General features: G+C 63.4%; 22 protein-coding genes. 11 read left to right on the forward strand and 11 right to left on the reverse strand.

All coding sequences use genetic code 11. The features are described from left to right. The 3 genes from QTI51_RS31650 to QTI51_RS31660 form a co-directional block, all read left to right on the forward strand. Positions 1–508 (forward strand): LLM class oxidoreductase (locus QTI51_RS31650; RefSeq protein ID WP_503011560.1); only part of this gene is annotated, 508 nt, incomplete at its 5' end. Between the two features lie 29 nt (positions 509–537). Continuing rightward, positions 538–1,662, forward strand: a complete 1,125-nt coding sequence (locus QTI51_RS31655; RefSeq protein WP_286517248.1) for an SDR family NAD(P)-dependent oxidoreductase — start codon at positions 538–540, stop codon at positions 1,660–1,662. Positions 1,663–1,682: 20 nt separating this feature from the next. After that, complete coding sequence (locus QTI51_RS31660; protein WP_286517249.1) at positions 1,683–2,675, forward strand: flavin reductase; 993 nt, start codon at positions 1,683–1,685, stop codon at positions 2,673–2,675. A gap of 1,222 nt (positions 2,676–3,897) precedes the next feature. On the opposite strand, the gene QTI51_RS31665 is transcribed toward QTI51_RS31660, so the two are convergent. Further along, complete coding sequence (locus tag QTI51_RS31665; protein WP_286517250.1) at positions 3,898–4,545, reverse strand: GAF domain-containing protein; 648 nt, start codon at positions 4,543–4,545, stop codon at positions 3,898–3,900. A gap of 1,055 nt (positions 4,546–5,600) precedes the next feature. Here QTI51_RS31665 and QTI51_RS38995 point away from each other — a divergent pair. The 3 genes from QTI51_RS38995 to QTI51_RS31680 all read left to right on the forward strand — a co-directional run bounded on the left by QTI51_RS38995 (position 5,601) and on the right by QTI51_RS31680 (position 8,304). Further along, positions 5,601–5,921: an alpha/beta hydrolase gene (locus tag QTI51_RS38995; RefSeq protein WP_353506561.1), complete on the forward strand. Its 321-nt coding sequence runs from the start codon at positions 5,601–5,603 to the stop codon at positions 5,919–5,921. A 167-nt stretch (positions 5,922–6,088) separates the two neighbouring features. Further along, on the forward strand, positions 6,089–6,511 hold the full coding sequence (locus QTI51_RS31675; protein WP_116913353.1) for a MarR family winged helix-turn-helix transcriptional regulator: 423 nt from the start codon (positions 6,089–6,091) through the stop codon (positions 6,509–6,511). Continuing rightward, the gene (locus QTI51_RS31680) at positions 6,508–8,304 is read left to right on the forward strand and encodes a chloride channel protein (RefSeq protein ID WP_286517251.1); all 1,797 of its coding nucleotides are present in this window, start codon (positions 6,508–6,510) and stop codon (positions 8,302–8,304) included. Before QTI51_RS31675 ends, QTI51_RS31680 begins: the two co-directional genes overlap by 4 nt. A 1,350-nt stretch (positions 8,305–9,654) precedes the next feature. Here the strand turns inward: QTI51_RS31680 and QTI51_RS31685 are convergent. The 10 genes from QTI51_RS31685 to urtA form a co-directional block, all read right to left on the reverse strand. Beyond that, a complete protein-coding gene (locus QTI51_RS31685) occupies positions 9,655–10,221 on the reverse strand; it encodes an ANTAR domain-containing protein (protein WP_116913315.1) in 567 nt (188 codons plus the stop codon). 64 nt (positions 10,222–10,285) lie between these two features. Then, entirely contained in the window at positions 10,286–11,437 is a 1,152-nt protein-coding gene (locus QTI51_RS31690; RefSeq protein ID WP_286517253.1) for a transporter substrate-binding domain-containing protein, read from the reverse strand. 67 nt (positions 11,438–11,504) lie between these two features. Beyond that, positions 11,505–13,490, reverse strand: a complete 1,986-nt coding sequence (locus QTI51_RS31695) for a nitric oxide reductase activation protein NorD (RefSeq protein ID WP_286517254.1) — start codon at positions 13,488–13,490, stop codon at positions 11,505–11,507. A gap of 8 nt (positions 13,491–13,498) precedes the next feature. Continuing rightward, a complete protein-coding gene (locus tag QTI51_RS31700; protein ID WP_286517255.1) occupies positions 13,499–14,329 on the reverse strand; it encodes a CbbQ/NirQ/NorQ/GpvN family protein in 831 nt (276 codons plus the stop codon). A gap of 59 nt (positions 14,330–14,388) precedes the next feature. Continuing rightward, entirely contained in the window at positions 14,389–15,426 is a 1,038-nt protein-coding gene (locus QTI51_RS31705; protein WP_286517256.1) for an aliphatic amidase, read from the reverse strand. A gap of 54 nt (positions 15,427–15,480) precedes the next feature. Next, positions 15,481–16,170: an urea ABC transporter ATP-binding subunit UrtE gene (gene urtE, locus QTI51_RS31710; protein WP_116913319.1), complete on the reverse strand. Its 690-nt coding sequence runs from the start codon at positions 16,168–16,170 to the stop codon at positions 15,481–15,483. A 10-nt stretch (positions 16,171–16,180) separates the two neighbouring features. Continuing rightward, positions 16,181–16,984: an urea ABC transporter ATP-binding protein UrtD gene (urtD, locus tag QTI51_RS31715; protein WP_116913320.1), complete on the reverse strand. Its 804-nt coding sequence runs from the start codon at positions 16,982–16,984 to the stop codon at positions 16,181–16,183. After that, a complete protein-coding gene (gene urtC / locus QTI51_RS31720) occupies positions 16,981–18,027 on the reverse strand; it encodes an urea ABC transporter permease subunit UrtC (RefSeq protein ID WP_116913321.1) in 1,047 nt (348 codons plus the stop codon). Before urtC ends, urtD begins: the two co-directional genes overlap by 4 nt. A 4-nt stretch (positions 18,028–18,031) precedes the next feature. Further along, complete coding sequence (gene urtB / locus QTI51_RS31725; protein WP_286517257.1) at positions 18,032–18,934, reverse strand: urea ABC transporter permease subunit UrtB; 903 nt, start codon at positions 18,932–18,934, stop codon at positions 18,032–18,034. A 39-nt stretch (positions 18,935–18,973) separates the two neighbouring features. Beyond that, positions 18,974–20,167, reverse strand: a complete 1,194-nt coding sequence (gene urtA, locus QTI51_RS31730; protein ID WP_503011565.1) for an urea ABC transporter substrate-binding protein — start codon at positions 20,165–20,167, stop codon at positions 18,974–18,976. A gap of 469 nt (positions 20,168–20,636) precedes the next feature. Between urtA and acuR the strand changes: the two genes are divergently transcribed. The 5 genes from acuR to QTI51_RS31755 all read left to right on the forward strand — a co-directional run bounded on the left by acuR (position 20,637) and on the right by QTI51_RS31755 (position 25,959). Beyond that, positions 20,637–21,272, forward strand: coding sequence for an acrylate utilization transcriptional regulator AcuR (gene acuR, locus QTI51_RS31735; protein WP_286517259.1), 636 nt, complete (start codon positions 20,637–20,639; stop codon positions 21,270–21,272). Positions 21,273–21,375: 103 nt separating this feature from the next. Then, the gene (locus QTI51_RS31740) at positions 21,376–23,037 is read left to right on the forward strand and encodes a GMC family oxidoreductase (protein WP_286517260.1); all 1,662 of its coding nucleotides are present in this window, start codon (positions 21,376–21,378) and stop codon (positions 23,035–23,037) included. An 18-nt stretch (positions 23,038–23,055) separates the two neighbouring features. Then, a complete protein-coding gene (locus tag QTI51_RS31745; RefSeq protein ID WP_286517261.1) occupies positions 23,056–24,315 on the forward strand; it encodes a CaiB/BaiF CoA transferase family protein in 1,260 nt (419 codons plus the stop codon). A 37-nt stretch (positions 24,316–24,352) separates the two neighbouring features. Continuing rightward, positions 24,353–25,270: an enoyl-CoA hydratase gene (locus QTI51_RS31750; RefSeq protein WP_503011561.1), complete on the forward strand. Its 918-nt coding sequence runs from the start codon at positions 24,353–24,355 to the stop codon at positions 25,268–25,270. Between the two features lie 53 nt (positions 25,271–25,323). Next, on the forward strand, positions 25,324–25,959 hold the full coding sequence (locus tag QTI51_RS31755) for a TetR/AcrR family transcriptional regulator (RefSeq protein ID WP_286517262.1): 636 nt from the start codon (positions 25,324–25,326) through the stop codon (positions 25,957–25,959). Positions 25,960–25,968 lie beyond the last annotated feature (9 nt).

The following is a 25,968-nucleotide window of genomic DNA, read 5'->3' on the forward strand; positions in this document are numbered from 1 at the left end:
GAACCACAACCTGTTCGTGACCGCGCTGCTCAACGGCAACGAGGCCATCACGGCGCTGCGCGGCCGGCTGGAGAAGGTCGCGCAGGACAATGGCAAGGACCTGGACGAGGACGTGAAGTTCGGCTTCCTGCGCTGCGCCTATGCGTCGGACAGCAAGTCGGAGATCGACGCCTACCTGGACTGCGCACGCTTCCAGCGGCGCATCTCGGAGAGCCTGAAGTACCGCCGCGCGCAGTCCGACGACGGCTACATGGTCAAGGAGGTGCCTTCGGAGACCGACCCGAGCTTCGAGCAACTGCGCCGCAACCTGCCCGTGGGCTCGGTCAACCAGGTGATCGACAAGATGCTGGAAGAGATCAGCATCCTGCGGCCCAAGCACATCGCGCTGCAGACGCAGCTGGGCGACTTCGACCAGAAGACCATGCTGCGACAGATCGAACTGTGGGGCGAGCGGATCATCCCGGCCATCCGCAAGGAAGTCGGCGCCACCCGCCTTGCCACGGCCTGAGGCTCGGCAGACAAGCAGAAAGACCCACCATGCGCGTGCACCTCACCCATGCCGGCGGCATCACCTTGAGTGAGCCCTCGGTCTTCAACCGACTCGATGTCCGGGTCGACCCCCAAGCGCCACAGCAGCTGGAGCAGGCCATTGCCCGCATTGGCCAGCGCGATGGTGCGGAGCACGTCCGGCTCGCGCCGGCCGTGCTGCGGTTCCTCTCGGGCCACGCGGGCGAGGCCGAATGGGACGCGGGCTTCGACGCGATGATCGGCTACGCCGCCAGCAAGGGCTGGCTGGACGCGCAAGGGCGGGTGCGCGCGCACCTGACCCACGGCGAAGCGGCTGGCGTTGCGGACGCCGTGGCGCCGCCGGTCCGCGCCGGGGCCGGGGCAGGGGCCGTGGCCGCCTTCGGCCGCGAAGCGCTGCAGGGCAGGGTGGCGGTGGTCACCGGCGCGGCCGGTGGCCTCGGCCTTGCCATGTGCCGGCACCTGCAGGCGATGGGTGCGAAGGTGGTGCAGGTCGACATCGGCTGCGCGGCCACGCCCGCCGAAACCGACGGCATGCTGGCCGTGCAATGCGACATCGCGGACCCCGCATCGATCGCCGCCATGGCGGACGTGGTTCGGTCGCGCTTCGGACGTTGCGACGTGCTGGTGAACAACGCCGCCATCAGCGCCGCGCCGGTGCGGCTCGAGGCCTTTCCCGTCGCGCTGTGGGACCGCATGCTCCAGGTGAACCTGCGCGGGGCCCTGCTGTGCGCGCAGGCGCTGGTGCCGATGATGTTCGAGCGGCAGGCCGGAAGCATCGTCAACGTGGCGTCGATCGCCGCGCAGGTCGCTACCCGCGTCGGTGCTTACGGTACCTCGAAAGGCGCCATGCTCGCGCTGACGCACCAGATGTCAGTGGAGTGGGGACCGCGCGGCCTGCGCGCAAATTCGATCAGCCCCGGCATGATCCGGACCCCCTTGTCGGAAGTGCACTACCGCGACGAAGCCAAGCTGCAGAGCCGCATCTCCAGCATTCCGGCACGGCGCCTCGGCCTGCCTTCCGACGTCGCGGACGCCGTTTGCTTCCTGGCGAGCGATGCATCCACATACATCAACGGGCAGGACATCGCGGTCGACGGCGGCTTCCTGAAGGCCTCCCTGGCCAACCTCTACTGACAGCGCGCAAAGGAAGCCTCATGCCCGAAACCTCTTCTCCTGTTGCCGAACGGACGGCGACGCCCGGCACCGCCATCGAGCCGCGGCAGCTTCGCCAGTTGCTCGGCTGCTTTCCGACCGGCGTGGCCGTCATCACGACGACCAATGCCGACGGACAGCCGGTGGGGCTGACCTGCAACTCGTTCAGCTCCGTTTCGCTGGAGCCACCGCTGGTTCTTTTCAGCCTGCGCAAGGCCAGCAGCCTGGTGCCCGCGTTCTGCGCGTCCGACGCCTTTGCCATCAACATCCTCTCGCAGCGCCAGGATGCACTGTCAGGACGCTTTGCCTCCAGCAAGATTGCAGACAAGTTCGAGGGGGTCGCGTGGCATGTAGGGTCCCTGGGCATGCCCGTCATCGAGGATTGCCTGGCCAGCTTCGAATGCCGCGTGCATGCCTGTCACGACGCGGGTGACCACCATGTCTTCATCGGCGAGGTGAAGCACATGAGCGAGGGTTGCGCGGACCATGCGCTGGTGTTCTACAAGGGCGCCTACATGCAGTTGGCGGAGTCGCTTCGCAAGCAGGTGATCGAGGGAAAGCTGGGCACCGCCGACCTCGACGAGGCCTACCGCACGCTGTATGGCCGGCTGCTTCGGCTGGCGTGCGAGCACGCCAGCGAGGCCGAGCTCGACATGGTCGAATCAGCGGTCGACGCCATCGAGGCGCATGGCCCTGACGATTCGCTTGCGCAGCGCATCGAATCGGCGAGCCGATTCTTTTCCGCCATCGCGGTGGCCGGGCACAACGCGGCGCTGATGCTGATGGCGCAGACGATGACTGGCGTGCTGCGCGAACGCATGACCCATGTGATCCCGGTGCGACCGCGGCCCGACTTGTTTCCGCTGCGGCGAAAGGTTGTGCTTCGCCTGCGGCAGCGGGACCCCGACGGCGCGGCGGGCGCGCTCGACGAGTTGATCACCAAGCTGCGTGTCGACCGCGACGGCGGCGTTGTCGCGAATGGTTTCGGCGACTGAAGCCAGATCAGATGCACCGAAGCCGAGCAGGTCGGCGGTGCGTGTGGCCCGGTGGCACATTCGTACCAGAGCGTCCGCCAAAAGAAATGAGGACTTGGACCATTGAAGGCGATGAGGAAGCAACCAACAGCGCGATGTGAGCTTGTGCAGATCGTGACGAGCCTAGATCAGCCCGGTGCAGTTGCCGGCATCGCGAATTGCGCACAGCACGCGCTGGATCGCGTCTTCGACCTCGCACGTTTTCCCATCGTTGCCGAAACCCATGACGTGGGCGTGATCGTCGGACGGCGAGGGGCGCGGTCCGTTCGACCGCGACAGGAGTCTCGATCGTGACGATCAGGGCCATGCCGGCATTGCTGCGTGAGGTGTGCGCCACGCCGGGAAGTACGTCGTAGCCGGCCCCTCGCGGACTAACGTGCTGCCCATGCGGGGGGGCGGCATCTGACGCAACAGGTCGAGTGCCTCCTCGGCGCTGCCGTCAATGGTTATCTGCTAGCCGCTCGCGCCGCGTGTCGAGCGCGCGAGAGATGTCGCTGAGAAACAGCAGTCCGAGCACGCACCCGACCACCTTTGGCGCATTGGCGCTCGTTTCCCGGTGCCTACCGCACAGCCCTCCAGGCTTGACGCACATGTACGTCGAAGCGGACCTCGCCATGAAGGAGCGAGCACTGGCGCGCTTGAAGCAACCCAAGATCAAGCATGCTCGATACCGGCCGCCCAAAGCGCTGTTGGCGTTCCGGCGCTCCTTGTGATTATGCGAAGTGCCCCGGCTGCGCGAGTCGAGCGCGTTCGCGTCGGCCATCACGAAGACTTCGCATAAACCCCGACTTCGCCTTATTGCGGCCCGTTTCCCAGGGCTTGATCTGACGCTCCAGGTGGTTGTTACCGAGCATGCTTGTCTTCGCGCGCCTCCCGGCGCACGTCATGCCAGCAGGCGTGTCGTGCAGGTACCGGGATGGGGGCGACGGAAGCATCAGTGTTTGCGGGCAGGCCGCTATAAGACATGAGCTGCGAGCTCGGGTTGTTCTCTGGCTGGAAGCGCGGAAGCCGCGATCGAGGCGTTCATTGAAGCGATGGGCGCACAGCGCCATTTCGGATGAGAGACCAATCCGCCGAATCCTTGAGACACTGATCCGCGGCGGCTGCGGCTACGTAGAGCTGCCACGAGCGGGATCGGTCTCACGGTTCGGGGGTCGTCCTTTCTGTGTGCTCGGCCGAAGCGTTAGGCCACGTATTGAGCGAGTGCGCGGGCAAACGCTTGAAGTCGACCGAACTCTTCATCACTCAGCGGCTGTTCGACCACATCGAAGTGGCACAGCGATCCGAACAGCTTGCCTTCGGCGTCTAGGATGGGAACGCCGTGGTAGGCGACCATCACGCCCTTATACGGATGCCCGTTCAGCCGATCGTCCTGGCTGGAGTCGCTCGTAAGAAATACGCCGTCCCTGAGCACGTACTGGCAAAAGCTGGACGTCAGGGGTACCTCCGCCAGAAACTCCGGGCGAACTTCTCCGCGCTTGTCGACCAGTTCAATATTGGACAGCTTCATGTCGCGAAGCCGGTACACCGCCGTGTAGCGGTGCGGCACCCGGGCGTTGAGCTCCGTGAGAGCCGCATGAATGCCCTGTGCGTTGCACAGGCTGGCGAACTGACGGACTTCCTCCGCGTACTGCTCAGTCTCCCGCTTCTGGCGCATCTGCAGATACAGGCGGTCAACCTCATGCTCCCAGGCACTGCCAGCCATGATCAGAAAGCGATCGGCTTCCAATGGGTCCGCCCGAGCCAACGCGGGGTCGAGCTTGGGGTATGGGCGAATGGCGATCCCCGCGTGCCGGAGCGCAGTCTCTTTTTCCCGCCGCGTCAATGTCATTCAGTTCCTTGGTGTTGGCCGAAGATGTTAAGCCCCGAAGCCCTGAGAAGGCTGGACGACTGGCCAACTTCCGCCAGCCAGCAGGGGCAATCCGATGGACAGGCTCACGCCTTTCTATCGGCGGACACCACTCGCAGCGTCATCCGACGCCGGTGTACCGTCTTTGGGGGCGGCCGAAAGCCGCAGGACTCGGGCAGCTACTACGGCACCGCGGCCTCGATGCCGGCTTTCGCAATCGACTCGTAAGCCTCGAGGATGGCCTTGGTCGAGGCGCAATTACCACATCCATTCTTGGGCTGCTTTGTCAAAAGACGTAGCAGCCGATGGGAAGATCGGTTCATGCTTTTTCCAGTTTCAGGCGGCGCCGAGCGAGCAGAGGCGCTGGCCCTAAAGCTCGGCTGCTCCGTCGTATCGTTTTGCGAGCCCTATGGTCAAGTGAGACCAGCGTTGCTGGGCAGCGTCGGAGCCTTCGCTTCGACGCTCAAGGAGTTTGGAGGCCGGTGGGATCGAGTCGACAGGGTCTACTTTTTCGCCAGTTGGCCAATGCTGGAAGCCGCATTGCAGCACGTGATCGCCCATCGGGAGCGGGCCAGCATCGGGTAGCCATCGACCCGGTGATGATGCCGCCACCGCCACCTCTTTGCTGCAGGCATGGGTCGACCGAGGTGTGCCTGATCCAGAGCTCGGGCTCATCGGGCAAGCGACGCCGCGATGCTTCGTGCAAACAGCCAGTTCTGCATTTAGCATCCGCCGAAATCCGCATCAGGCGGATCGGCTGTACTGCCCTTGGCAGCGCTCGCAAGTTTCTAAGAATGCCCTTGCAAGACTGCACCACATAACCACCGATACCACGACCATCACCGATGCACCGACCAGCCGCCTTGTTGAATCGAGGACGGCGATCTAGATCTGCAGCTCCACTACAACGATGCCGGCGACGGCGAGCAGACCGTCGTCATGCTTCATGGCTGCGGTTCCCGGCGCGAGTGGTTGGTCGAACCTCCTTCGCAATGTCGAGTCGCTCGTCTCGGTCGGCTACCAGGTCGTCCTCATGGATGCTTCTGGCTGGAGCAAAAGCGATCCGATTTTTCTTGACGGGGTCTCGCCCTGAGCTCAACGCCACGGCCGCGAAGGGCTTGATGGATGTGCTGGAGATCGACAGGGCGTACCTCATTGGAAAGGCGATGGGTGGCCACAGCGCCGTGGCATTCGCGTTCGCTGATCTTTCGCGCGTCGGCAAGCTCGTGTTCATGGGCGGCGGCACTGGCGGCAGCTCGTATGTCCCGATGCCCTTGGAAGGTACCGAGCTCATCGGTGCGCTGTACCGCGATCTCAGTAACGAGAACCTCAGGCGAATGATGAATGTGTTCGTATAAGACACGAGCACGCTCAAAGAAGATCCTCCACCTGTGCCTACAGCGATCCGGCTGTACGCGCAGCGTGCGCCGGCTGTTCCACTTCGGCTCAAAGTCCTCAGCGTGAAGCGAATGTGGATATATCGTGAAGTGATATATTTGCGGCCGTTTCGCTGCACCCATAGACCATGGCCTCATCCCGCAAACTCGCCAAGAAAGACTTCGAGGCGCTCTCCCAGTTCCGCTACCAGATGCGCCGCTTCGAGCGCTTCTCCGAGCGCGCCGCGCAGGGCGAGGGCCTCACGCCGCAGCAGTACCTGGTGCTGCTGCACATCAAGGGCGTGCCCGGGCGCGAGTGGGCCTCGGTGGGCGAGATTGCCGAGCGCCTGCAGCTGCAGCCGCACGGCGTGGTGGCGTTGGTTACGCGCTGCGAGGCGCTCGAGCTCGTGCAGCGCCGGCCCAGCGAGGCCGATCGCCGGCAGGTCGAGGTGCACCTGCTCGCCAAGGGCGAACGGCTGCTTCTGCGTCTGGCCGAACTCCACCGCGCCGAGCTGCGCTCGCTCAAGGGCGTGTTCGACGTGCCGCAAATCGATCTTCCCGACACGCCATGAACGCCCGCACCGATCATTCCCATCCGCCGCGTGGCGACTTCGCGCTCAACACCCGCCTGCTGCGCATCACCGCCATGGCCGCCGTCATCGGTGCCATCAGCACAGGCGCGGCGCGCGTGCTGCTCGACCTGATCCGCTTCTTCACCAACCTGTTCTTCTTCCAGACCTTCTCGCTGGCCGAGCATTCGCCGGGCGCGAACACGCTGGGCCTGTGGGTCATCGCGGTGCCGGTGGTGGGCGGGCTCGTCGTCGGGCTGGTGGCGCGCTACGGCTCCGACAAGATCCGCGGCCATGGCATTCCCGAGGCCATCGAGGCAATCCTGTTCGGCAAGAGCAGGATGTCGTTCAAGGTCGCACTGCTCAAGCCGCTGTCCTCGGGCATCGTCATCGGCAGCGGCGGGCCCTTCGGCGCCGAGGGGCCGATCATCATGACCGGCGGCGCCATCGGCTCGCTGATCGCGCAGCACTTTCACCTCACCGCGGCCGAGCGCAAGGCGCTGCTGGTGGCCGGCGCCACCGCCGGCATGACGGCCGTGTTCGGCACGCCGGTGGCAGCCGTGCTGCTGGCCGTGGAGCTGCTGCTGTTCGAGCTGCGCCCGCGCAGCCTGCTGCCGGTGGCCGTGGCCTGCGCGGTGGCGGGCTTCACCCGGCCGCTGCTGATGGACGCCGGCCCGCTGTTCCCGCTGCAGACGGCCGTGCCCGGCCCCCTCGCCATGCTGTCGTGCGTGGTGGCGGGTGTGCTGTGCGGGGCGCTGTCGGCGTCGCTGTCGCTCTCGCTTTACAAAGTGGAAGACTGGTTCGGCAAGCTGCCGGTGCACTGGATGTGGTGGCCCGCCATCGGCGGCCTGGCGGTGGGCATCGGCGGCTACTTTCAGCCACGTGCGCTGGGCGTGGGCTACGACGTCATCGGCGACCTGCTGAACAACCACCTGGCGCTGGGCGTGGTGGCTGCGCTGCTGGCGGTGAAGGCGTTGATCTGGGTCGTCTCGCTGGGCTCGGGCACTTCGGGCGGCGTGCTCGCGCCGCTGTTGATGATGGGCGCCGGCCTGGGCGCGGTGCTGTCGCACGTGCTGCCCGGCAACGACCCAACGCTGTGGCCGCTGGTGTGCATGGCCGCCACGCTGGGCGGCGTGATGCGCGCGCCGCTTACCGCCACCGTCTTCGCCTTCGGCCTCACGCACGACAGCAATGCGCTGCTGCCGCTGCTCACCACCTCAGCCGTGGCCTACGGCTTCACGGTGCTGACCATGCGCCGCTCCATCCTCACCGAGAAGATCGCGCGCCGCGGCTATCACATCTACCGCGAGTACGGCGTCGATCCGCTGGAGCGGCATTCGGTCGAAGAAGTCATGACGCGCGAGGTGCGCAGCATCGACGCGGCGCTGCCGGTGGCGCGCGCGCTGTTCGCGTATTTCGGTGAAGGGCAGGCGCACCGCGCGTTCCCGGTGCTGCGCAACGGCGGCGTCATCGGCATGGCCGACCGCGTGATGCTGGCCGCGTGCCATGCCCGCGACGTGCATGAGGCGGGCGGCGCCGGCGGCCCGCTCGCCACCGTGGGCGAGGCCTGTGCCGACCTGCCGCTGTACTACGCGCTGCCGGGCGAAAACTGCCGCACGGTGGCCACGCGCATGGCGCGCCACCGGCTCGAGCGCCTGCCCGTGGTGAAAGACGCGCAGTCGTTCGCCCTGGCGGGCATCGTGGCGCGCAGCGACCTCATCAAACCCTCGCTCGCGCATTTCGACGAAGAAGAAAAGCGCGAGCGCACGCGCAGGCTGCCGTGGCGCTCCGCATAGGTACCCGGTTCGCGCGGGCTATGCGATTCGGCGCTCTGCGGGCAAACCGTTCCGGTCGTGGCCGGCAGCCTGTCGGCTGGCTGCAGCAGCAATCGGTGCGACCCTGAGATTTCCGACGACCCGCGTTGAGCCAAGTGCTGGATTTCGCCGCTCTTTGACCCTGGATTTCCATCGAGGACTGACCCACCCGCTTCGTGAGCCTCAGGCTTCACTGTGTGGATAAGTGCTTGATATTCCCCTTTTTGGGTTGAGTGTGTGAATCTGCCGCAGATTGCGCCGCTGTTTACGCGATTTCGTGGCCTCGATGCGAGCGAGGTCGCGAGCTTCTCGCATAGAGAACGAGCTTGCTTGAGTTCAGCCACTTGGCGTCGCGCGGCATTTTTTTGCCCGCTCCGAGGTACTTCTCATTTCGTTGAGCGCGATGGCTCATAGCGCCAGAGAGGCGCACTCAAGCGCAGTTGCGGGATCGTCCTACAGTACGCTTTTCGCCAGGAAGCTAGATTTATCGCGCTTCTCCGGAAGGAAGCGTGGTTAGTTCTGAGCCCAGTCGGTCTGCCCGGCTGGGCTATTTTTTGGCTCACTGACCGTCGATAGGCCTTTGAACTCCACGGCTTTGTGTTCGCGCGCTGGCGCGTTTTGCGGGGATTTTCCGAACGCCTATGACAACATGCTCGGCTCCGGTGCCGGCATCACGCTGGCCTTCCATTCGTATTCGATGATCATTCAAGCGTTGCACACGGTCAACGCTTAAGGGTCGTAAAACTTGAGTGCGGCGAGCATCATCAACGGGGGCATCCTCATGGGCGCCTTCGTCATGCTCGCATTGAACCGCAGCGCTCCCACGCGCCGCAGCAGCACGACTCGGCAGGGCAGCGCGCACATCGCTTGCGATGGAAATGGGCCCATGACCACGGCGGCGACGGCCGTGGGAATGCTTGATCCCGCACGCGGGAAGGCCGCCTTGGTTCGAGGCAGGCACCTCGGCTCTGGTCGCCGTCAGCTCGGCCAGCTTGCCAGCGACACCCGCGAAGGCTTTTCCTGACGCAGGCCTTCACTCACCACCGCGCCACATTGCTGGTGTTGCGGATACCTTGCATCTTGTGCTTGACCATCAAATGCATGCCGGTCGCCGTGACAGGGATGGTCGACTGAACCGTCCTACTTCGGAGCGGACCGGTCTCATACCTGTCGGTGGTGTTCACGCTGCGGGAATAGGCTGGTCTTGACGGGACAGCCGCGCAAGGGTACGTGGATGCCAATTCTATGATCCCCCGAATTCGCTGCGTGCTGTATTCACCTCCCAGTGCGGCTCTAGTCCCTTGTTCTGCATGCGGCCACAGGCTCGCGCGGTCAAGGCCTGCCAAGCGACAGGATTTCATTGGCGTTGACGATGGTCTGCGCGATTTCGTCGATGCTGACACGCTTGCTCATCGCCTGGTCTCGCAGCAGATCGTAGGCCTTGGTCTCGCCGATGCCTCGAGTGCGCATGAGGATGGCTTTGGCTTCCTCGATCCGGCGCACACCCTGGACCTTGCCAATCAGCTTGCGAAGGTGTCGCTTCTGAGCTTTCAGGTCCCCATGGACTTGCCGGGCGACGACCAGCACGGAGAGCAACCCGAAGGACCGCACGGGCGAAGGCAGCGTGGCCTTGGCCCCGACCCGGAGCACCGTCTCGACGATCGTGGGATTTTCGTAATTCACCACCGCAATGATGGTCGGCCCGTCCTCTGCACTGAACCACTCATAGTTCATGTCGATGCTGTCCGGTCGTACCGCGAGAAAGACGACATCTGTTTGCTCGGGCAATTGGGGCAGTGGCGGCCAGAACCCCTGCACGTGGCAGCCGATCCGGCGCAACTGCTGTGTCAGCTGTTGGCCGTCCGCGTCGTCGGGGTGGCACACCGCCACGCGCAGCATTCGCAGGTTTTTCAACTGGGTCGACGTCGGCCCGGCGTTCTGACGAACGGGATCTGCGCTCACGTCAGAGCTCCAGCGTGCTCAGCTCGGCGGCCCAGTCACCGAGCGAATGGGTGACCATGTACGGATCAGGATGGACTGGGCGCGTCGCCTCGCGCACGATGGTGAACTGCCCTTTGGAATTGACCACGCCGATACGCGGATAAAGGCAAGTGTGGTGGTTCGTTGGATCGATTCGGATCCGGCCTTGTGGCGCTTCGAACTCGCTGCCCAGGATGTGGGGCATGAGCTGCGCCAGTTCGTCAGTACCGGCCCGCGCGAAGGCATTGGCGAACACATGGGTCTGAAAATAGGCGGCTTCCCAGCACAGGTTGGGAACACAGTCCTCCCCGAAGCGCTCGCGCAGCCGCTCGAGACATCGAAGGTTGGTCTGCGAACTGATCGACTGGAAATAGGGTGCGGACGTGAAGTGGCCCGTGCCCGCCCCACGCATTTGCGAGACCTCCGCTTCCGAAGTAGTAAGGCTGCCGATGGGCATGGTCTTGGGGTCAAATCCAGCTTCGGCATAGGCTCGATACAGGCACGCAGCGGAGTCGCCGACGACCGTGGAGAAAATGAAGTCCGGCCGAAGGTTCTTGATCTCCTCGATGATCGGACGAAAGTCCTCCTCGGTCGCGTCCAGCGCCACGTAGCGTTCTGCCACCTTCTCGCTGTTCTGGCGCTGCAGAACGAGCTCGCTCATGATGCGGTTCGATTCGTAGGGATAGATGTAGTCGGATCCGACCAGGTACACACGCGCGCCGAAGTTGGCTGTCATGAACTCGGCGAGTTGCACACTGTTCTGATTGGGCGCCGCACCGGTGTAGATGATGTTGTTCGAAAACTCGAACCCCTCATAGAGGGTGGGGTAGAACAGGAGCTTGTTCCACTTCTCGATCAGCGGCAGTACCGCCTTCCGGCTGCTCGACATGTAGCAGCCCAGGATGACGTTGACCTTGTCTTCGACGATCAGCCGCTCGGCCAGGCTCGCATAGATCGCAGGTGTCGACTGAGCATCGTAATAAACCGGCACCATCTCTCGACCGTCGAGCCCGCCGGCCGCGTTGATCTCGTCGATGGCCAGCAAGGTGCCCTGAAGCTGAGACTTTCCGATGGTCGAGGTAACGCCGGTCTTCGAATAGAGAACGCCGACGCGCACGGGATCTTTGTTGGCCACGGACTGTGTCCTCGCGGTTGACTAGGGGTGTTTCAACGCCAGTGCCCGGCGATTCACGCTGGATGACTCATGCCGAACTCAGGCGAGCATACAGCCGGCACAGCGTGGCGGGCAGAGCATGCGGATCGTCCACGATGTCGAAATGGCCCCAGCCGAAGACCTTGCGAACATAGACGTCGGCCGCGGCGTCCACGGCCAGGCAATGAACTTGCAGCCCTTCGGCGCGCGCTTCCAGCACCGCGGTGCGTGCATCCTCGATCAGGTACGCGGGATCGTGGACGTCCACATCCGACGGCGCACCGTCCGTCACGATCAGAATAACCCGGTGCTGCGAGACCTCGTGAGACAGCGTGCGCGCGCCATGGCGCAGTGCGGCGCCCATGCGCGTGGAGTGGCGACCAGGCGCCGTGCAGATCATGGCTTCCGCTCGCGCATCCAGCGGCGCACCAAAGTCGAGCAGCCGATAGTTGTCGACCCCGGCACGGGTGTTCGAGGAAAATCCGTGGATCGCTATCCGGTCCGCAGTCCCGTGCGCTGTCGCGGCCGCATGGAGTGTAGGGGGGGACACCGCCTTCACGGCGCGTGCCAGCATCAACGCCGCCTGCTTCTCCAGGTCCAGCAGGCAGGCACCGGTGTCATTCAGCGGGTCGTTGGTCGACTCCGACAGGTCGAGCAGAACCAGCACGCTGCAGGCACGTGCCTCGCTGGCGCTGCCGATGAACAGGCGCGGCTCCGCCGGGATGCCGGCTCGATGCGCCACCATCACCTCGATGGCCGCATTCAGGTCGAGGTCGTCGCCTTCCCACTGACGGCGAAGCCTGTGGGCGCGGCTGAGCCGGCGCGCGCGTACCAGCCGCAACGCTTCGCCCCCGATGCGCGCGGGCGCCGCTGCTTTGGCCCCGGCCATTGCGGTTCGCCACGACGGAAGCTTGTCGATCACTGTGCACCAGTCCTTGCGCAGCACAGCGACGCGATGATCCCATTCGGGGTACGTTGTCCTGCGCAATTCTTCTTCGCGCGTGCCCGTTTCTTCCGATGGCAACTGCGCATCGTCCGATGGGGGGGGCGGTGGCGGCGCTGGTGGCCGCGATGGGCCGGGAGGTGGCGACTCGAGCACCATTTCCTGAGGCCGCGCGCGCGAGTCTTCATGAGTCCAAAGGAAGGCGTTGTCGTCCCGATAGGGGGCCGGTACCCGGTAGAGCTCGGACCGGAAGGGCACGCGCATCTGGCCCAGGTCGTTGGCGAGCAGCGAGCCGATGCGCCTGAATGCGGCATAGTCGTCGAGGTCGATCGTCGCCTGCGCTTCGAAAAGATCGCGTGCCTTGTTGACCCAGTAATTGTCGTCCTGGTAGTTGCCATCCATGAGCACCAGGTCCATGCGCGAGACCAGTGCTCCAAAGCTGAGGGCGCGGGGCTGCAATGCCAGCGTGAGCGCATCAACGAACCACCCACGCATGCCCGGGTAGGTGCGCAGCATCAGTCGTTCCACCCGCGCGTCCTCGATTGCGGAGATGACGGCAAGACTCATCGGTTTGAGCTTGCCGGCGGGAAGACCGGCTGGCGAATGCAGCAGGTGCGCCGCGGCATGCGCCGTGGCTGCGCGGTAGAGCCGCGAGCGGTCACTGCCGTCCAGGACGGTGTAATCGCCGGGCAGCAAGAGGTGAGTCGGTGTCAACGAGGGGCGCAGCGGGGCTGCGTAGAGCCTGCCCTGGTCGAGCGGCTGGATAAGGATGGAACGCCCGGTGAGCCCTCGCAAGAACCACCCGAGTGACGGTGCCCAGCGTTCGACGCCACCCGACGCCGCTTCTCGGTGCAGCGACTCGATGGAAGGTCCGTTCGCCAAGGACAGGTAGGCGCGCCGGCCATTGCGATCGTCAGCGTGCAGGCGCAAGCCGGTGAGAATCCAGCGTCCGACCGCTTCGATGGACGCGTGCTCGAGCAGCGCAGCGAGGCGGTCCTCCACTGCTCGCGCACACGCCGGATCGTCTTCGTTCAGTTCTTCCAGCCATGCCGAGAGCAGCACGCGCGGCGCTGTGGAATCCATCGAGATCATGTTTGTACTCAACCCTCGTCGAATTGCGCCTCGACGAAGCCTTGCAGTGCCCTGGACATGTCGGGGTCATCCGTGAGAGCACGGGTCATCGTCATCTCGCAGCTTTGACGGGGACTCACGCCGGAGACGATCAGGCGTGCGGCATAGATCAGCATCCGGGTCGAAATTCCCTCGTCCAGCCCACGGTACTTGAGTGCTCGCGAGCGGTGCGCGATGTTGACCAGGCACTGCGCGACCTGCTCGCTCGCGCCGCTTTCCCGGGCCACGATGGCGGCTTCGATGGCTTCTTGCGGATAGTCGAACTCCAGCGCCGCGAAGCGCTGGCGCGTGGACGGCTTCATATCCTTGCTGCGGCTTTGGTAGCCCGGGTTGTAAGACACAACCAGCTGGAAGTCAGGGTGCGCTTGCACCACCTCGCCTTTCTTGTCAAGCGAGAGGATGCGGCGGGCATCGGTCAACGGGTGAATCACCACCGTGGTGTCCTGCCGCGCCTCGACGACCTCGTCGAGATAGCAGATTCCGCCGTGGCGCACCGCCAGCGTCAACGGTCCGTCATGCCATGCGGTGCCGTCAGCATCGAGCAGGTAGCGCCCGACCAGGTCGGAGGCCGTCATGTCCTCATTGCAGGCTAGCGTGACGAGTGGCCGGTCGAGCTTCCACGCCATGTATTCGATGAAACGGGTCTTGCCGCAGCCCGTCGGACCCTTCAGCAGCATGGGCATGCGGTGGGCATAGGCCTGCTCGTAGAGCTCGACCTCATTGCCGGTGGGCTTGTAGAAGGGTTTGGCCGCCAGCCTGTAGCTGTCGATGGAATTGGGGGTGATCGTCGAGGTAGGCACAGGTGTCCTCAATGACGGGGCGGCGCAAGGGCGCCACCGCCCCGTGAAGTGGATGGATGTCAGCGGTGCGTGGAGGCTTCGTGGGGAATGCCCTCGATGGGGCATTCCGGCGTGCCCGGCGCCTCGCGGGTGAAGCCCTCGACCATCTTGCGGGTGCCCTCAGGGTCGTTGATCCACTTGCCGTAGAAATCGTACGGACAGGCGGCCACGCCGGCGGCATCTTCGCCCGAATTGATCTTGCCGGTGTAGCCACGGTGCACGAGCTTGTAGAGGAAGTTGTTCGACTGCTGGTTCTTGCGCGCGTCGCGAATCGCGCTGACCGACATCTCGGCGTACTGAATGCCCATTTCTTCGGTCCCGCAATCGCCAAGGCTGCGCCCGTCGAAGCCCACCAGCGCCGAATGGCCGAAGTACGAATACACGCCGTCGAAGCCGGTCGCGTTGGCCACGGCCACGTAGACGTTGTTCATCCAGGCCATGGTGCGCGCGACCATGATCTGCTGCTCCTTGGCAGGGTACATGTAGCCCTGGCAGCGCACGACGAGCTCGGCGCCGCGCATCGCGCAGTCTCGCCAGATCTCCGGGAAGTTCCCGTCGTCGCAAATGATCAGGCTCACTTTCATGCCCTTGGGACCATCGCTCACGTAGGTGCAGTCGCCCGGGTACCAGCCCTCGATGGGTGTCCACGGCATGATCTTGCGGTACTTCTGCACGATCTCGCCCTTGTTGTTCATGAGGATCAGCGTGTTGTAAGGCGCCTTGTTCGGGTGCTCCTCGTGACGTTCGCCGGTCAGAGAGAAAACGCCCCACACATTGGCGCGGCGGCAGGCGTCGGCGAAAATCTCGGTCTCGTCGCCCGGAATGGTGGAGGCCGTCTCGTACATCTCCTTGGGGTCATACATGATCCCGTGCGTCGAGTACTCGGGGAAGATCACCAGGTCCATGCCGGGCAGCCCCTGCTTCATGCCCACGACCATCTCGCCAATCTTGCGCGCATTGGCAAGCACCTCGCTTTTCGTGTGAAGGCGGGGCATCTTGTAGTTGACGACGGCCACGCCGACGCAATCGTTGCTGCTTCCAATATCTCCGTGACGCATATGAAACTCCAGGTGGTTGAGGTGAAAGAAACGGGTTGAGGAAAATGTTGTGAATCAGATGGTGAGGAACGACTTGACTTTGTCCTGGTCGAGCCGCGCGCGAGCCTCGTCGTGGACGATGCGTCCACCGTCGATCACGAGGAAGCGGTCTGCCAGGTCGAGCGCGAAGCTCAGCACTTGCTCGGACACCACGATGGCGATTTGTCGCTCGGTGCGCAGCACGTTCAGCGTGCGCGCGATCTCCTTGATGATCGAGGGCTGTATGCCCTCGGTCGGCTCGTCGAGGATCAACACCTTCGGCTCGGTCACCAGTGCGCGTGCGATCGCCAGCATCTGCTGCTGTCCGCCCGAGAGATTGCCGCCACGGCGGGATTTCATCTCGGCCAGCACCGGGAAGAAGCGGTAGATGTATTCGGGCACCACCGCATGGGCCGCCGCGCGCAGGCCGACGAGGATGTTCTCTTCCACTGTCAGCTGCGAGAAGATCATTCGCCCCTGCGGAACGAACGCCAGCCCGTGGTGAACGCGTGAATGACTGGGAGTCCCTGCCAGTTCTTGGGCGTCGATGCGGATGCTTCCTGAGCGCGTCGGCAGCATGCCGATCAGGGCTTTCAGCAGCGTGGTCTTCCCCATGCCGTTGCGGCCCATGATGGCCACCGATTCGCATCGGCCCACGCTGAAGGACACATCGCGAACCGCTTGCGACTCGCCGTAGAAAACATTCAGATGGCTGACTTCCAGCATGTTCTCTCCTTCAGTGCCCGAGGTAGACATCGATGACACGCGGGTCGCACTGCACTTGCGCTGCACTGCCTTCGCTCAAGACACGTCCCTGGTGGAGGACGGTCACCTTGCTGGCGATGCGCTTGACGAAGTCCATGTCGTGCTCGATGACGATGACCGATTTGCCGCGCGCTATTCGCTGCAGCAGCTCGCCGGTCAGCTCGCGTTCGCGCGGGCTCATTCCGGCGACAGGCTCGTCCAGCAGAAGAAGCTCGGGTGACTGGATCAGCAGCATGCCGATCTCGAGCCATTGCTTCTGTCCGTGGCTCAGCCGGCCTGCCTTGTGCTGCAGCATCGACTGAAGAAAGACCTGCTCGGCGACCGCCCGGATCCGGTCTTGCACATCGCGGCTTCTGCGGAAGAAGACCGAGCCCAGAACGTCCTGCTTGCCGGGGATGGAGATCTCGAAGTTCTCGATCACCGTGAGGTCTTCATAGACCGAGGGTGTCTGGAACTTGCGTCCCACGCCGGCGCGAACGATCTCGTGCTCGGGCAACCCCACCAGCTCTCGTCCGTTGAAGCGCACGCTTCCGGAGGTGGGGCGCGTCTTGCCGCAGATCATGTCGAGCAGCGTCGTCTTGCCGGCGCCGTTGGGGCCGATGATGACGCGGAGTTCGTCGCGGTGGATGGAAAGGCTCAGGCCGTCGACAGCCTTGAAACCATCGAAGGACACGGTGAGCGCGTCGACCTGCAGGATCTGCTGCGCCGTGGTGGAGACAGAAGACACGGTGGGGGTCTCCGTGGAGGTTGTGGACAATGGCAGCACGGCACTCATGGCGCGACTCCTTTGGCGCCGCGGCCAGTGGCCAGGCGATCGACGATGCCGGCAATGCCCAGCGGCATGAAAGCGACGACGACGATGAACAGCGCGCCAAGAAAATAGAGCCAGATCTCCGGAAAGGCCTCGGACAGGTAGGACTTCAGGAAGCCAACCAGCAGGGCACCAATCACCGCGCCCGGGATCGACAAGCGACCACCGACCGCGGCATAGATCACCATCTCGATGGAGGCCACCACGCCGATTGCAGTCGGCGATATCAATCCGACCTGCAGGCTGTAGAACGCCCCGCCAATGGAGGACAGCAACGCCGAGATGGCGAAGACGAATGCCTTCATGTGCGCCGTGTTGTAGCCGCTGAATCGAACTCGGTCTTCCTTGTCGCGAATGGCGATCAGCACCTTGCCGAAGCGGCTGCGCATGAGCGCCACGCACAAGACCATGGCCACAGCAAGCACCGCCGCTTCCACCAGATAGATGGTCTGCTTGGCGTCGTCGCCGACGATATCCATGCCGACGAGCGTGCGGAAGTCGGTGATGCCATTGGCGCCACCCGTGTCACCCTGCTGGCCGACAATGAGCACAGTGCCGGTGAGCGCGAGGGAAAGTGTGACGATGGCGAAGTAGACGCCGCCCACCCGCTTGCGGAAGATGGCGTAAGCAAAGAGATAAGCCAGCAACGCCGGCAGCGCCACGATCAGAAGCAGCGTCAGCGTCAGGCTATGAAACGGCTGCCACCACAGCGGCAGGTGCTCGACGCTGCTCCACACCATGAAATCCGGCAGCTGCGGCACCGAGGCCTCCAGCTTGAGGAACATGGCCATCATGTACCCACCGGCACCGAAGAAAAGGCCCTGTCCGAGGCTGAGCACTCCGCCATAGCCCCACAGGAGCACGATGCCGAGCGCGACGAAGGCGAAGGACATGTACTTGCCCATCAGGTTGAGGCGGAAGGGATCGAGCAGGACCACCATGGCCAGGAGCAGCGCGATCACAACCATCGTGGCGCGGGTGTCCGCCGCACGAATGAAATCTTTCATTGCATCAACTCCTGGATTTGGTCGCGAACAGCCCGTTGGGCCGGAAATAAAGAACCACGATCACCAGCAGCAGGATGGTCACGCGTGCCATTGAGCCGCTCATGAGGTATTCAAGCGTGGTCTGTGATTGGGCGATGGCGAATCCCGAGAGCGCCGTGCCGATCAGGCTCTGTACACCACCGAACACGACCACGATGAACGAGTCGACGATGTAGAGCTGCCCAGTTCCGGGGTTGGTGGAGCCGATCATCGTGAACACGCACCCGGCGATGCCCGCCAATCCCGCGCCCAGCGCGAAGGTCAGCGCATCCAGCCGTTGGGTGTCGATGCCGACTGCCTCGCTCATCGCACGGTTCTGCGTGACCGCGCGCACCTTCAGTCCCCAGCGCGTTCGGTTCAGCAACAGATAAACGCTCGTGGCCACCGCGACAGTGAGCCCGATGATGAAGATCCTGCTGATCGGCAACTGGATTCCCACCACAGGCTCCCATGCGCCGCTGAGCCACTGGGGCAGCGGCACGCTGACTTCCTGCGCTCCGAAGATCGAGCGATAGGCTTGCTGCAGCATCAGGCTCAGGCCCCAGGTGGCCAGCAGCGTGTCCAGCGGCCGGTTGTAGAAGAAGCGCACGAAACCGCGTTCCAGCAGATAGCCGAAGGCGTAGGTGACGAGGAAGGCCAGTGCGATTGCCACGAACAGGTAGATTCCCATCCACTGAGGCGCGAACTTGGAGAAGGCGTTGGCTGTCAGGTAGGTCACGTAAGAGCCCAGCGCCATCAGCTCACCGTGAGCCATGTTGATGACGCCCATCAGGCCGAAGACGATGGCCAGACCGATGGCCATCAGCAGCAGGATCGTGAACAGGCTCACGCCGTTGAAGACCTGCATGATTGCAATGTCGATAGTCATGAGACTCCAGTAGCCAGGTGGGCGTGGTGGTCCGTACGCTTACAGCGTGGGGAACGGGTTCGGCTCGACCAGGTTGGGCGATTCCCAGACGATCTCGAACTGGCCGTCCGCGAGCGCCTTGCCCACACGGACCTTCTTCCAGACGTGCTGGTTGCCTGCATGCACGCGCACCTTGCCTTCGGGGGCGTCGATCTCGACGCCGGCGCTCGCGGCCAGCACCTTCTCGGGGTCGAACGACTTGGCCTTCTCGACCGCGAGCTTCCACAGGTAGACGGAGTTGTAGGCCACCTCCATCGGGTCGCCGATCACGCGGTCACCTCCGTACTTGGCCTTGAACGCCTTGACGAATTTCTCGTTTGCTGCGCTCTTGATGCTCTGGAAGTAACCCATGCAGGCGTAGTAGCCTGCCGCGTTGTCCTTACCGATCCCTTCGATCTCGTTTTCGGACACGACGGTTGAAAGCAGCGTCTGCTTGCTGCCATCGAGGCCGGCCGCGCGCAGCTGCTTGTAGAACGCGACGTTGGATCCACCGACTACCGTGCTGTAGATGCAGTCGGGCTTCGCGGCCTTGATCTTGTTGATGATCGAGGAGAACTCGGTGTGGCCGAGCGGCGCGTACTCTTCGCCGAGCACCTTTCCTCCCAGCTTGGCGATGGTGGGCTTGGCGATCTTGTTGCAGGTGCGTGGGTAGATGTAATCCGAGCCTACGAGGAAGAACGTCTTGCCCTTCTCGCGTGCGAGCCACTCCACCGCAGCAACCACCGATTGGGTGGCCTCCTGAGAGGTGTAGATCACGTGTTTGTCCTGTTCCTGGCCTTCGTAGTAGGTCGGGTAGAACAGCAGGCCTTTGGCGCGCGCAAGCGCCGGCAGTACGGCCTTGCGAGAGGCGGAGGTGTAGCAGCCGATGATGGCCGCGACCTTGTCGCGCTCGAGCAGCTTGCGAGCTTTTTCAGAGAACACCGAGTTCTCGCTCGCGCCGTCTTCGACTACCACCTCGATCTTGCAGCCCATCACGCCACCAGCGGCATTGATTTCGTCGACGGCCATCTTCTCGGCGTCCACGAGCGAGGCTTCCGCAATCGCGATGGTGCCTGACAGGGAGTGCAGGAGGCCCAGCTTCACGCTGTCTTGCGCATGCGCTGCCTCGGACAGCAGCGCTGCGCCCGAAGCGGCGCCGAGAAGAAACATGGTGCCGCCGGTCTTGACCAGGTCGCGGCGATTGAGTTGGCTCATCAGATCATCTCCTTCAAGGGTTGAGGTGTTCAGGTCTGACGGATCCACCGCTGGCATCTCGTTCGCTTTCTTCAGGCCGAGTTCATCCCTGGACGCCGAGGCGTCCATTTGAAAATGGCGTCTTAGAAACCAAAAAAGCAAAAGGGCCTGAGCCGGGGTAAACCGGATCAGGCCCTTTTGCCTTGCACCTGACTGGCAACACTGGCAGTCGGTGCGAAATGATGAGCGACGAAGTTCTCGTCTGGGCCGGAATTTAGCACTCGGCTGTTGCCCCTGAATAGGGGTTTGCGCTAACAAACCGTAGACGGTCGGTCTAGTTGAAGAGGCGCAAGTCCGACCCGAGCCCGACGCTTCGGCAACCCGAGAGGGCCTTGTTTAGGAGATGAAAGCTGAACTGATGCCGCATCACAGATGCGAAAAGAGAAAAAGGCGCTTGATTTAACGAGACGAGCAGTCTAATAATCAGCGCATGAGTGCCAATCTCGATCTTCCGCGCAGGCGCGGACGCCCCGCCAAAGATGAGGGAGACCATCGCGCCTCCCGCGAAGCGCTTTTGAACGCTGGCGTTGCGGCGCTGACGGAGAAGGGGTTCTCGGCCACGGGCATCGACGAGATACTCAGGTCTGTCGGAGTGCCGAAGGGGTCCTTCTATCATTTCTTCGGTAGCAAAGAAGCGTTTGGTGCGCAGCTCATCACGCGCTACGACGAATACTTCACCCACAAGCTGGATCGGTTTTTTCTTGATGAAACCCTCTCGCCGCTGGATCGGATCGACGCATTCTTCGCGGACGCTGAGCGTGGCATGAAGCGCTTCGGTTTTCGCCGTGGTTGCCTGATTGGAAATCTGGGTCAGGAGATGGGGGCGCTGCCAGAGCCCTTTCGCGCACAGTTGACCAATGTGTTGCTTGGCTGGCAGCGACGCACGGCGGTGGTGCTCGAGCAAGCCAGGCGAGCGCGCGAGATCGACCCGGCCGCAGACTGTGCCGAATGGGCTGCGTTTCTCTGGACCGGATGGGAAGGCGCCGTGCTGCGCGCCAAGCTCGAGCGCAAGGCTGCGCCTCTGCAGATGTTTGCGAAACTCTTTCGCAAGAGCATCGAGGCCTGAGCATCACTGGACCACGACGTTCCTTTTTTTTGCCTTTTAAAAGACGATCGGTCTAATTTATAGGAGTGGTCCCCATGGCATTTGTCATAAGCGGAGATATCGCATGAGTTCGCTGGAGTTTGACTATGTGGTGATCGGGGCGGGCACGGCGGGCTGCCTGCTCGCCAATCGCCTGAGCGCCGACAGCACCCGTCGTGTCCTTCTGATCGAAGCGGGAGGAGCGGACAACTACCCGTGGATACACGTCCCGGTGGGCTATCTTTACTGCATCGACAACCCGCGCACCGACTGGCGGTTTCGCACCGAGGAGTCGGCCGGTCTGAATGGCAGGTCGCTGCTCTACCCACGGGGAAAGACCCTGGGCGGATGCTCGAGCATCAACGGCATGATCTACATGCGCGGCCAAGCGCGCGACTATGCGCATTGGGCCGACGTCACGAATGACGAAGCGTGGAGCTGGGCCAACTGTTTGGCCGACTTTCGAGCGCACGAGGACCACTACCGGCTCGACGCCGTGGGTGCGGGGGAGGGTGGGATGCAGGCGTTCGATGCCCTGCACGGTTCGGGCGGCGAATGGCGGGTCGAGAAACAACGCCTGCGCTGGGACGTGCTGGACGCATTTGCGATGGCCGCTCAGCAGGCAGGCATCCCGGCCACCAGTGACTTCAACTCCGGCGACAACTTCGGCGTGAGCTACTTCGAGGTGAATCAGCGCAGTGGATGGCGGTGGAACGCTTCCAAGGCATTCTTGAGACCCATCCGCAAGCAGCGCAAGAACCTCACGGTCTGGACCGGCGCACAGGTCTGCCGCGTCTTGTTCGACCGGGCAGCGGACGGGACCCAGGTTTGCAGCGGTGTCCAGCTTGTCTGGAAGGGCCAACGGCATACCGTGAAGGTATTGCGCGAGGTGATCCTCAGCGCGGGAGCGATCGGTACGCCACAGGTGCTCCAGCTGTCAGGCATCGCAGACAGCACACTGCTGCAGTCTCTGGGCATTCCCGTGGTCAGGCACAGCCCGGGCGTTGGCCGCAATCTTCAGGATCATCTTCAGATCCGCTCTGTGTACAAAGTCGAAGGCGCCAAGACCCTGAACACCCAGGCCAACAGTCTCTTCGGAAAGACAAGGATTGCGCTCGAGTACGCACTCAAGCGCAGTGGTCCGATGAGCATGGCACCGTCGCAATTGGGAATCTTCACCCGAAGCGACGCGGCACGCAGCCACGCGAACATCCAATATCACGTTCAACCCCTGAGCCTGGACGCCTTCGGGCAGCCGCTTCACGCCTTTCCTGCGATCACCGCGAGCGTTTGCAACCTCAATCCGACCAGCCGGGGCAGTGTGTCCATTCGAAGCGCCGATTTCACTCACGCTCCGCGTATCGCACCTGACTATCTGAGCACCGAAGAAGATCGGCGCGTGGCTGCCGACTCGCTGCGTGTGACGCGGCGCATCGCGGCACAGCCGGCGATGTTGCGCTACAGGCCGCAAGAGTTCAAGCCCGGCGCGCAGTACGAAACCGACGAACAGCTCGCGCGCCTGGCCGGAGACATCGGGACGACGATCTTCCATCCGGTGGGAACCGCGAAGATGGGGCGCGCTTGCGACGAATTGGCGGTGGTGGACAGTCATCTGCGGGTGCGCGGTTGCCGCGGTTTGCGCGTCGTGGATGCAAGCGTCATGCCGACGATCACCAGCGGCAACACCAACAGTCCCACGCTCATGATTGCAGAGAAAGCCGCAAGGTGGATCGTTGCCGGGCAATGAAACTCAAGGAGACAACAAATGCAAAAACCCCAAGACAACCCGCTTCGTAAAGGCCCGCTCAGCGGCATCACGGTGCTTGATTTTTCCCGGGTACTGGCCGGGCCGTACTGCACGATGGTGTTAGCCGACCTCGGCGCGCGCGTCATCAAGGTCGAGAAGCTCGGCACCGGTGACGACACGCGTGCCTTCGGCCCGTTCGTGCAGCAGGAGTCCGCGTACTTCATGTGCTTCAACCGCGGCAAGGAAAGCATCGCGCTGGACCTCAAGAGTCCACGTGATCGGGAGCTTCTCGAGAAGATGCTGTCGCAGGCAGACGTGCTGGTCGAGAATTTCCGGCCCGGCGTGATGGACCGCCTGGGTTACGGTGCCGAGCGGCTGGCGCGCACCCACCCGCATCTGGTGTACGCATCGATCTCGGGCTTCGGGCACACGGGCCCCTACAGCGACCTGCCCGGCTACGACATGGTCGTGCAAGCAATGGGCGGGATCATGAGCCTGACAGGCTGGCCGGACGCAGCGCCCGCGCGGGTGGGCACCAGCTTCGGCGACCTCAGCGCCGCACTTTTCGCGGCAGTGGGCATCGTCTCGTCGCTGTACAAGCGCACCCACGATGCGCAGGGAATGCGAGTCGATATCGGAATGCTCGATTGCCAGGCGGCGCTGATGGAAACGGCGCTGGCACGCTTCGATGTCGAGGGGATCGTCCCCACGCGCACGGGTGACAGCCATCCCTCGCTTGCTCCGTTCGAGACTTTCGCCGCGAAAGATGGACGCTTCGTCATCGCCGCAGGAAACGACCAGCTCTTCATGCTGATGGCAGATGCGCTGGGCACCCCCATGCTTGCCCTTGACGCCCGATTCCTCAGCAACGACCTGCGCTGCCGCAACCGGCCCGAGATGGTCGCGGCCATCGAAGCAGTGACGAGCACGCAGCTCAGCGCGCATTGGATCGACAGGCTCAACGAGGCCGGCGTCCCCTGTGCGCCGATCAACACCATCGACGAGCTGTTCGATCATCCTCAGTTGCTGGCACGAAACATGATTGTCCAGGTGCAGGGCACATCGCCGCAGGTGGTCCGGACCGCGGGAAATCCGATCAAGCTCAGCGCGTTCGCCGACATCGAAGCGGGCACGCCGCTGCGAGCGCCAGGGCTGGACGAACACAGGGAAAAAATCCTGGCCGAGCTCATGTCGGCAACTGGGGATTATTCCCCCGCGAAGTCGCCGTCCACCGCGGCGGCAAGAGTTTTGCATACGGCTTCGAACGAAGTCCTCTGAATCCTTTCACAAGCAATCCGCGAACCAAGGAGTCCACATGGCCGCCATCACTGCAACCAAGACACAGTCCGTATCGACTGCTTTGCCGCAGTCCACCGAACGGCAGGCGCAGCATCAACCGTCGTCGCTGACGAAGGCCGCGCAATCACCCGTGCAAACGCCCTTGCAAGCGCCGCTGCCAGGACTGTACGAAACCATCCTGGTAGAGCGTCGCGAGCGTGTCGGGTTGATCACCCTGAATCGCCCGAGGAGCCTGAACGCATTGAACGTCGCGCTCTCCGTCGAAGTCATGTCGGCGTTGCGAGCCTTCGACGCAGACAGCAACGTCGGCGCGATCGTGATCGCAGGAAGTCCGCGCGCATTTGCTGCCGGCGCGGACATCGCGGAGATGGCAGACAAGACCTTCGCCGAACTGCAGAGCGATGATGTGTTCGCAGCTTGGCAGGGCATGCAGGCCATCAGCAAACCGGTCGTCGCCGCCGTCAGCGGCTACGCCTTGGGCGGCGGATGTGAACTGGCGATGATGTGCGACTTCATCATCGCCGCCGACGATGCGCACTTTGGCCAGCCCGAGATCAAGCTGGGCATCTTGCCCGGCATCGGTGGAACGCAGCGCCTCACACGCTGCGTCGGCAAGGCACTCGCCATGGACCTGATCCTGACCGGACGCAGCATCACCGCCGCCGAGGCAAAGAGCGCCGGACTCGTTGCGCGCGTGGTGCCTGCCGCGGAGTTGCTGCAGACGGCCCTTGAGGCTGCGCACACCATTGCAGGCTACAACGCACCTGCCGTTCGCATGGCAAAAGAAGCGGTAAGCCGTGCGCAGGAAGCGTCTCTGGCTGAAGGGTTGCTTCACGAGCGGCGCCTGTTCCAGGCGGCGTTCGCCACCGACGGACAGAAAGAGGGCATGCATGCCTTTCTCGCCAAGCGCGCGCCGGTGTTCCGCCACCGGTGAGCACAAGCGATTTGCCCCCGGAACCTGAGCAGCAGCCCGTGCCAAGTACCTCAATGACGCCTTCGGCCGCATCCCGCTCTCATGTGCAGCGGCGCGGTCAACGCACCTCGACCAGGGAGCATCTGATCCGAGCAGGCCTTGATTCGGTGCTTGAAAACGGCTGGACAGGTACAAGTGTCGACAAGGTGCTGAGCAGTGTCGGTGTCCCAAAGGGCTCGTTCTATCACTACTTCAGCAGCAAGGACGACTTCGGCTTCACGCTGCTGGACACGTACCAGGCCTTCTTTTTGCGCAGGCTTGAGCGTTGCTTCGGCGAACGTCCCAGCGGGGCCGCTCCCACATTCACGCACCAACTCGCAGCCTTTCTTTCGGAGTCCGCCGTTGGCATGCGTCGCTACAACTGGCGGCGCGGCTGCTTCATCGGCACACTCGGACAGGAGGTTGCCGGCCTTCACGACGAATTCCGCACCCGACTGGACGCGTCGATCGAGGCGTGGGAGATCCTGTTGAATGCGTCGATCCGCAAAGCGCAAGCGAGCGGGGAGGTGCGCGCCGACCTCGACGCGCGGCGCCTGTCCCGAAGCTTCTGGTCAGCGTGGGAGGGTGCGGTGCTGCGGGCGCGCCTTGCGCGGTCCGCAGCACCGCTGGTTTTCGTGGTCGAGGACTTCGATCAATTGATCCATATTTGAGGAGTCAGC

It is taken from the genome of Variovorax sp. J22G73 (assembly GCF_030317035.1).
Taxonomy (GTDB): Bacteria; Pseudomonadota; Gammaproteobacteria; order Burkholderiales; family Burkholderiaceae_C; genus Variovorax.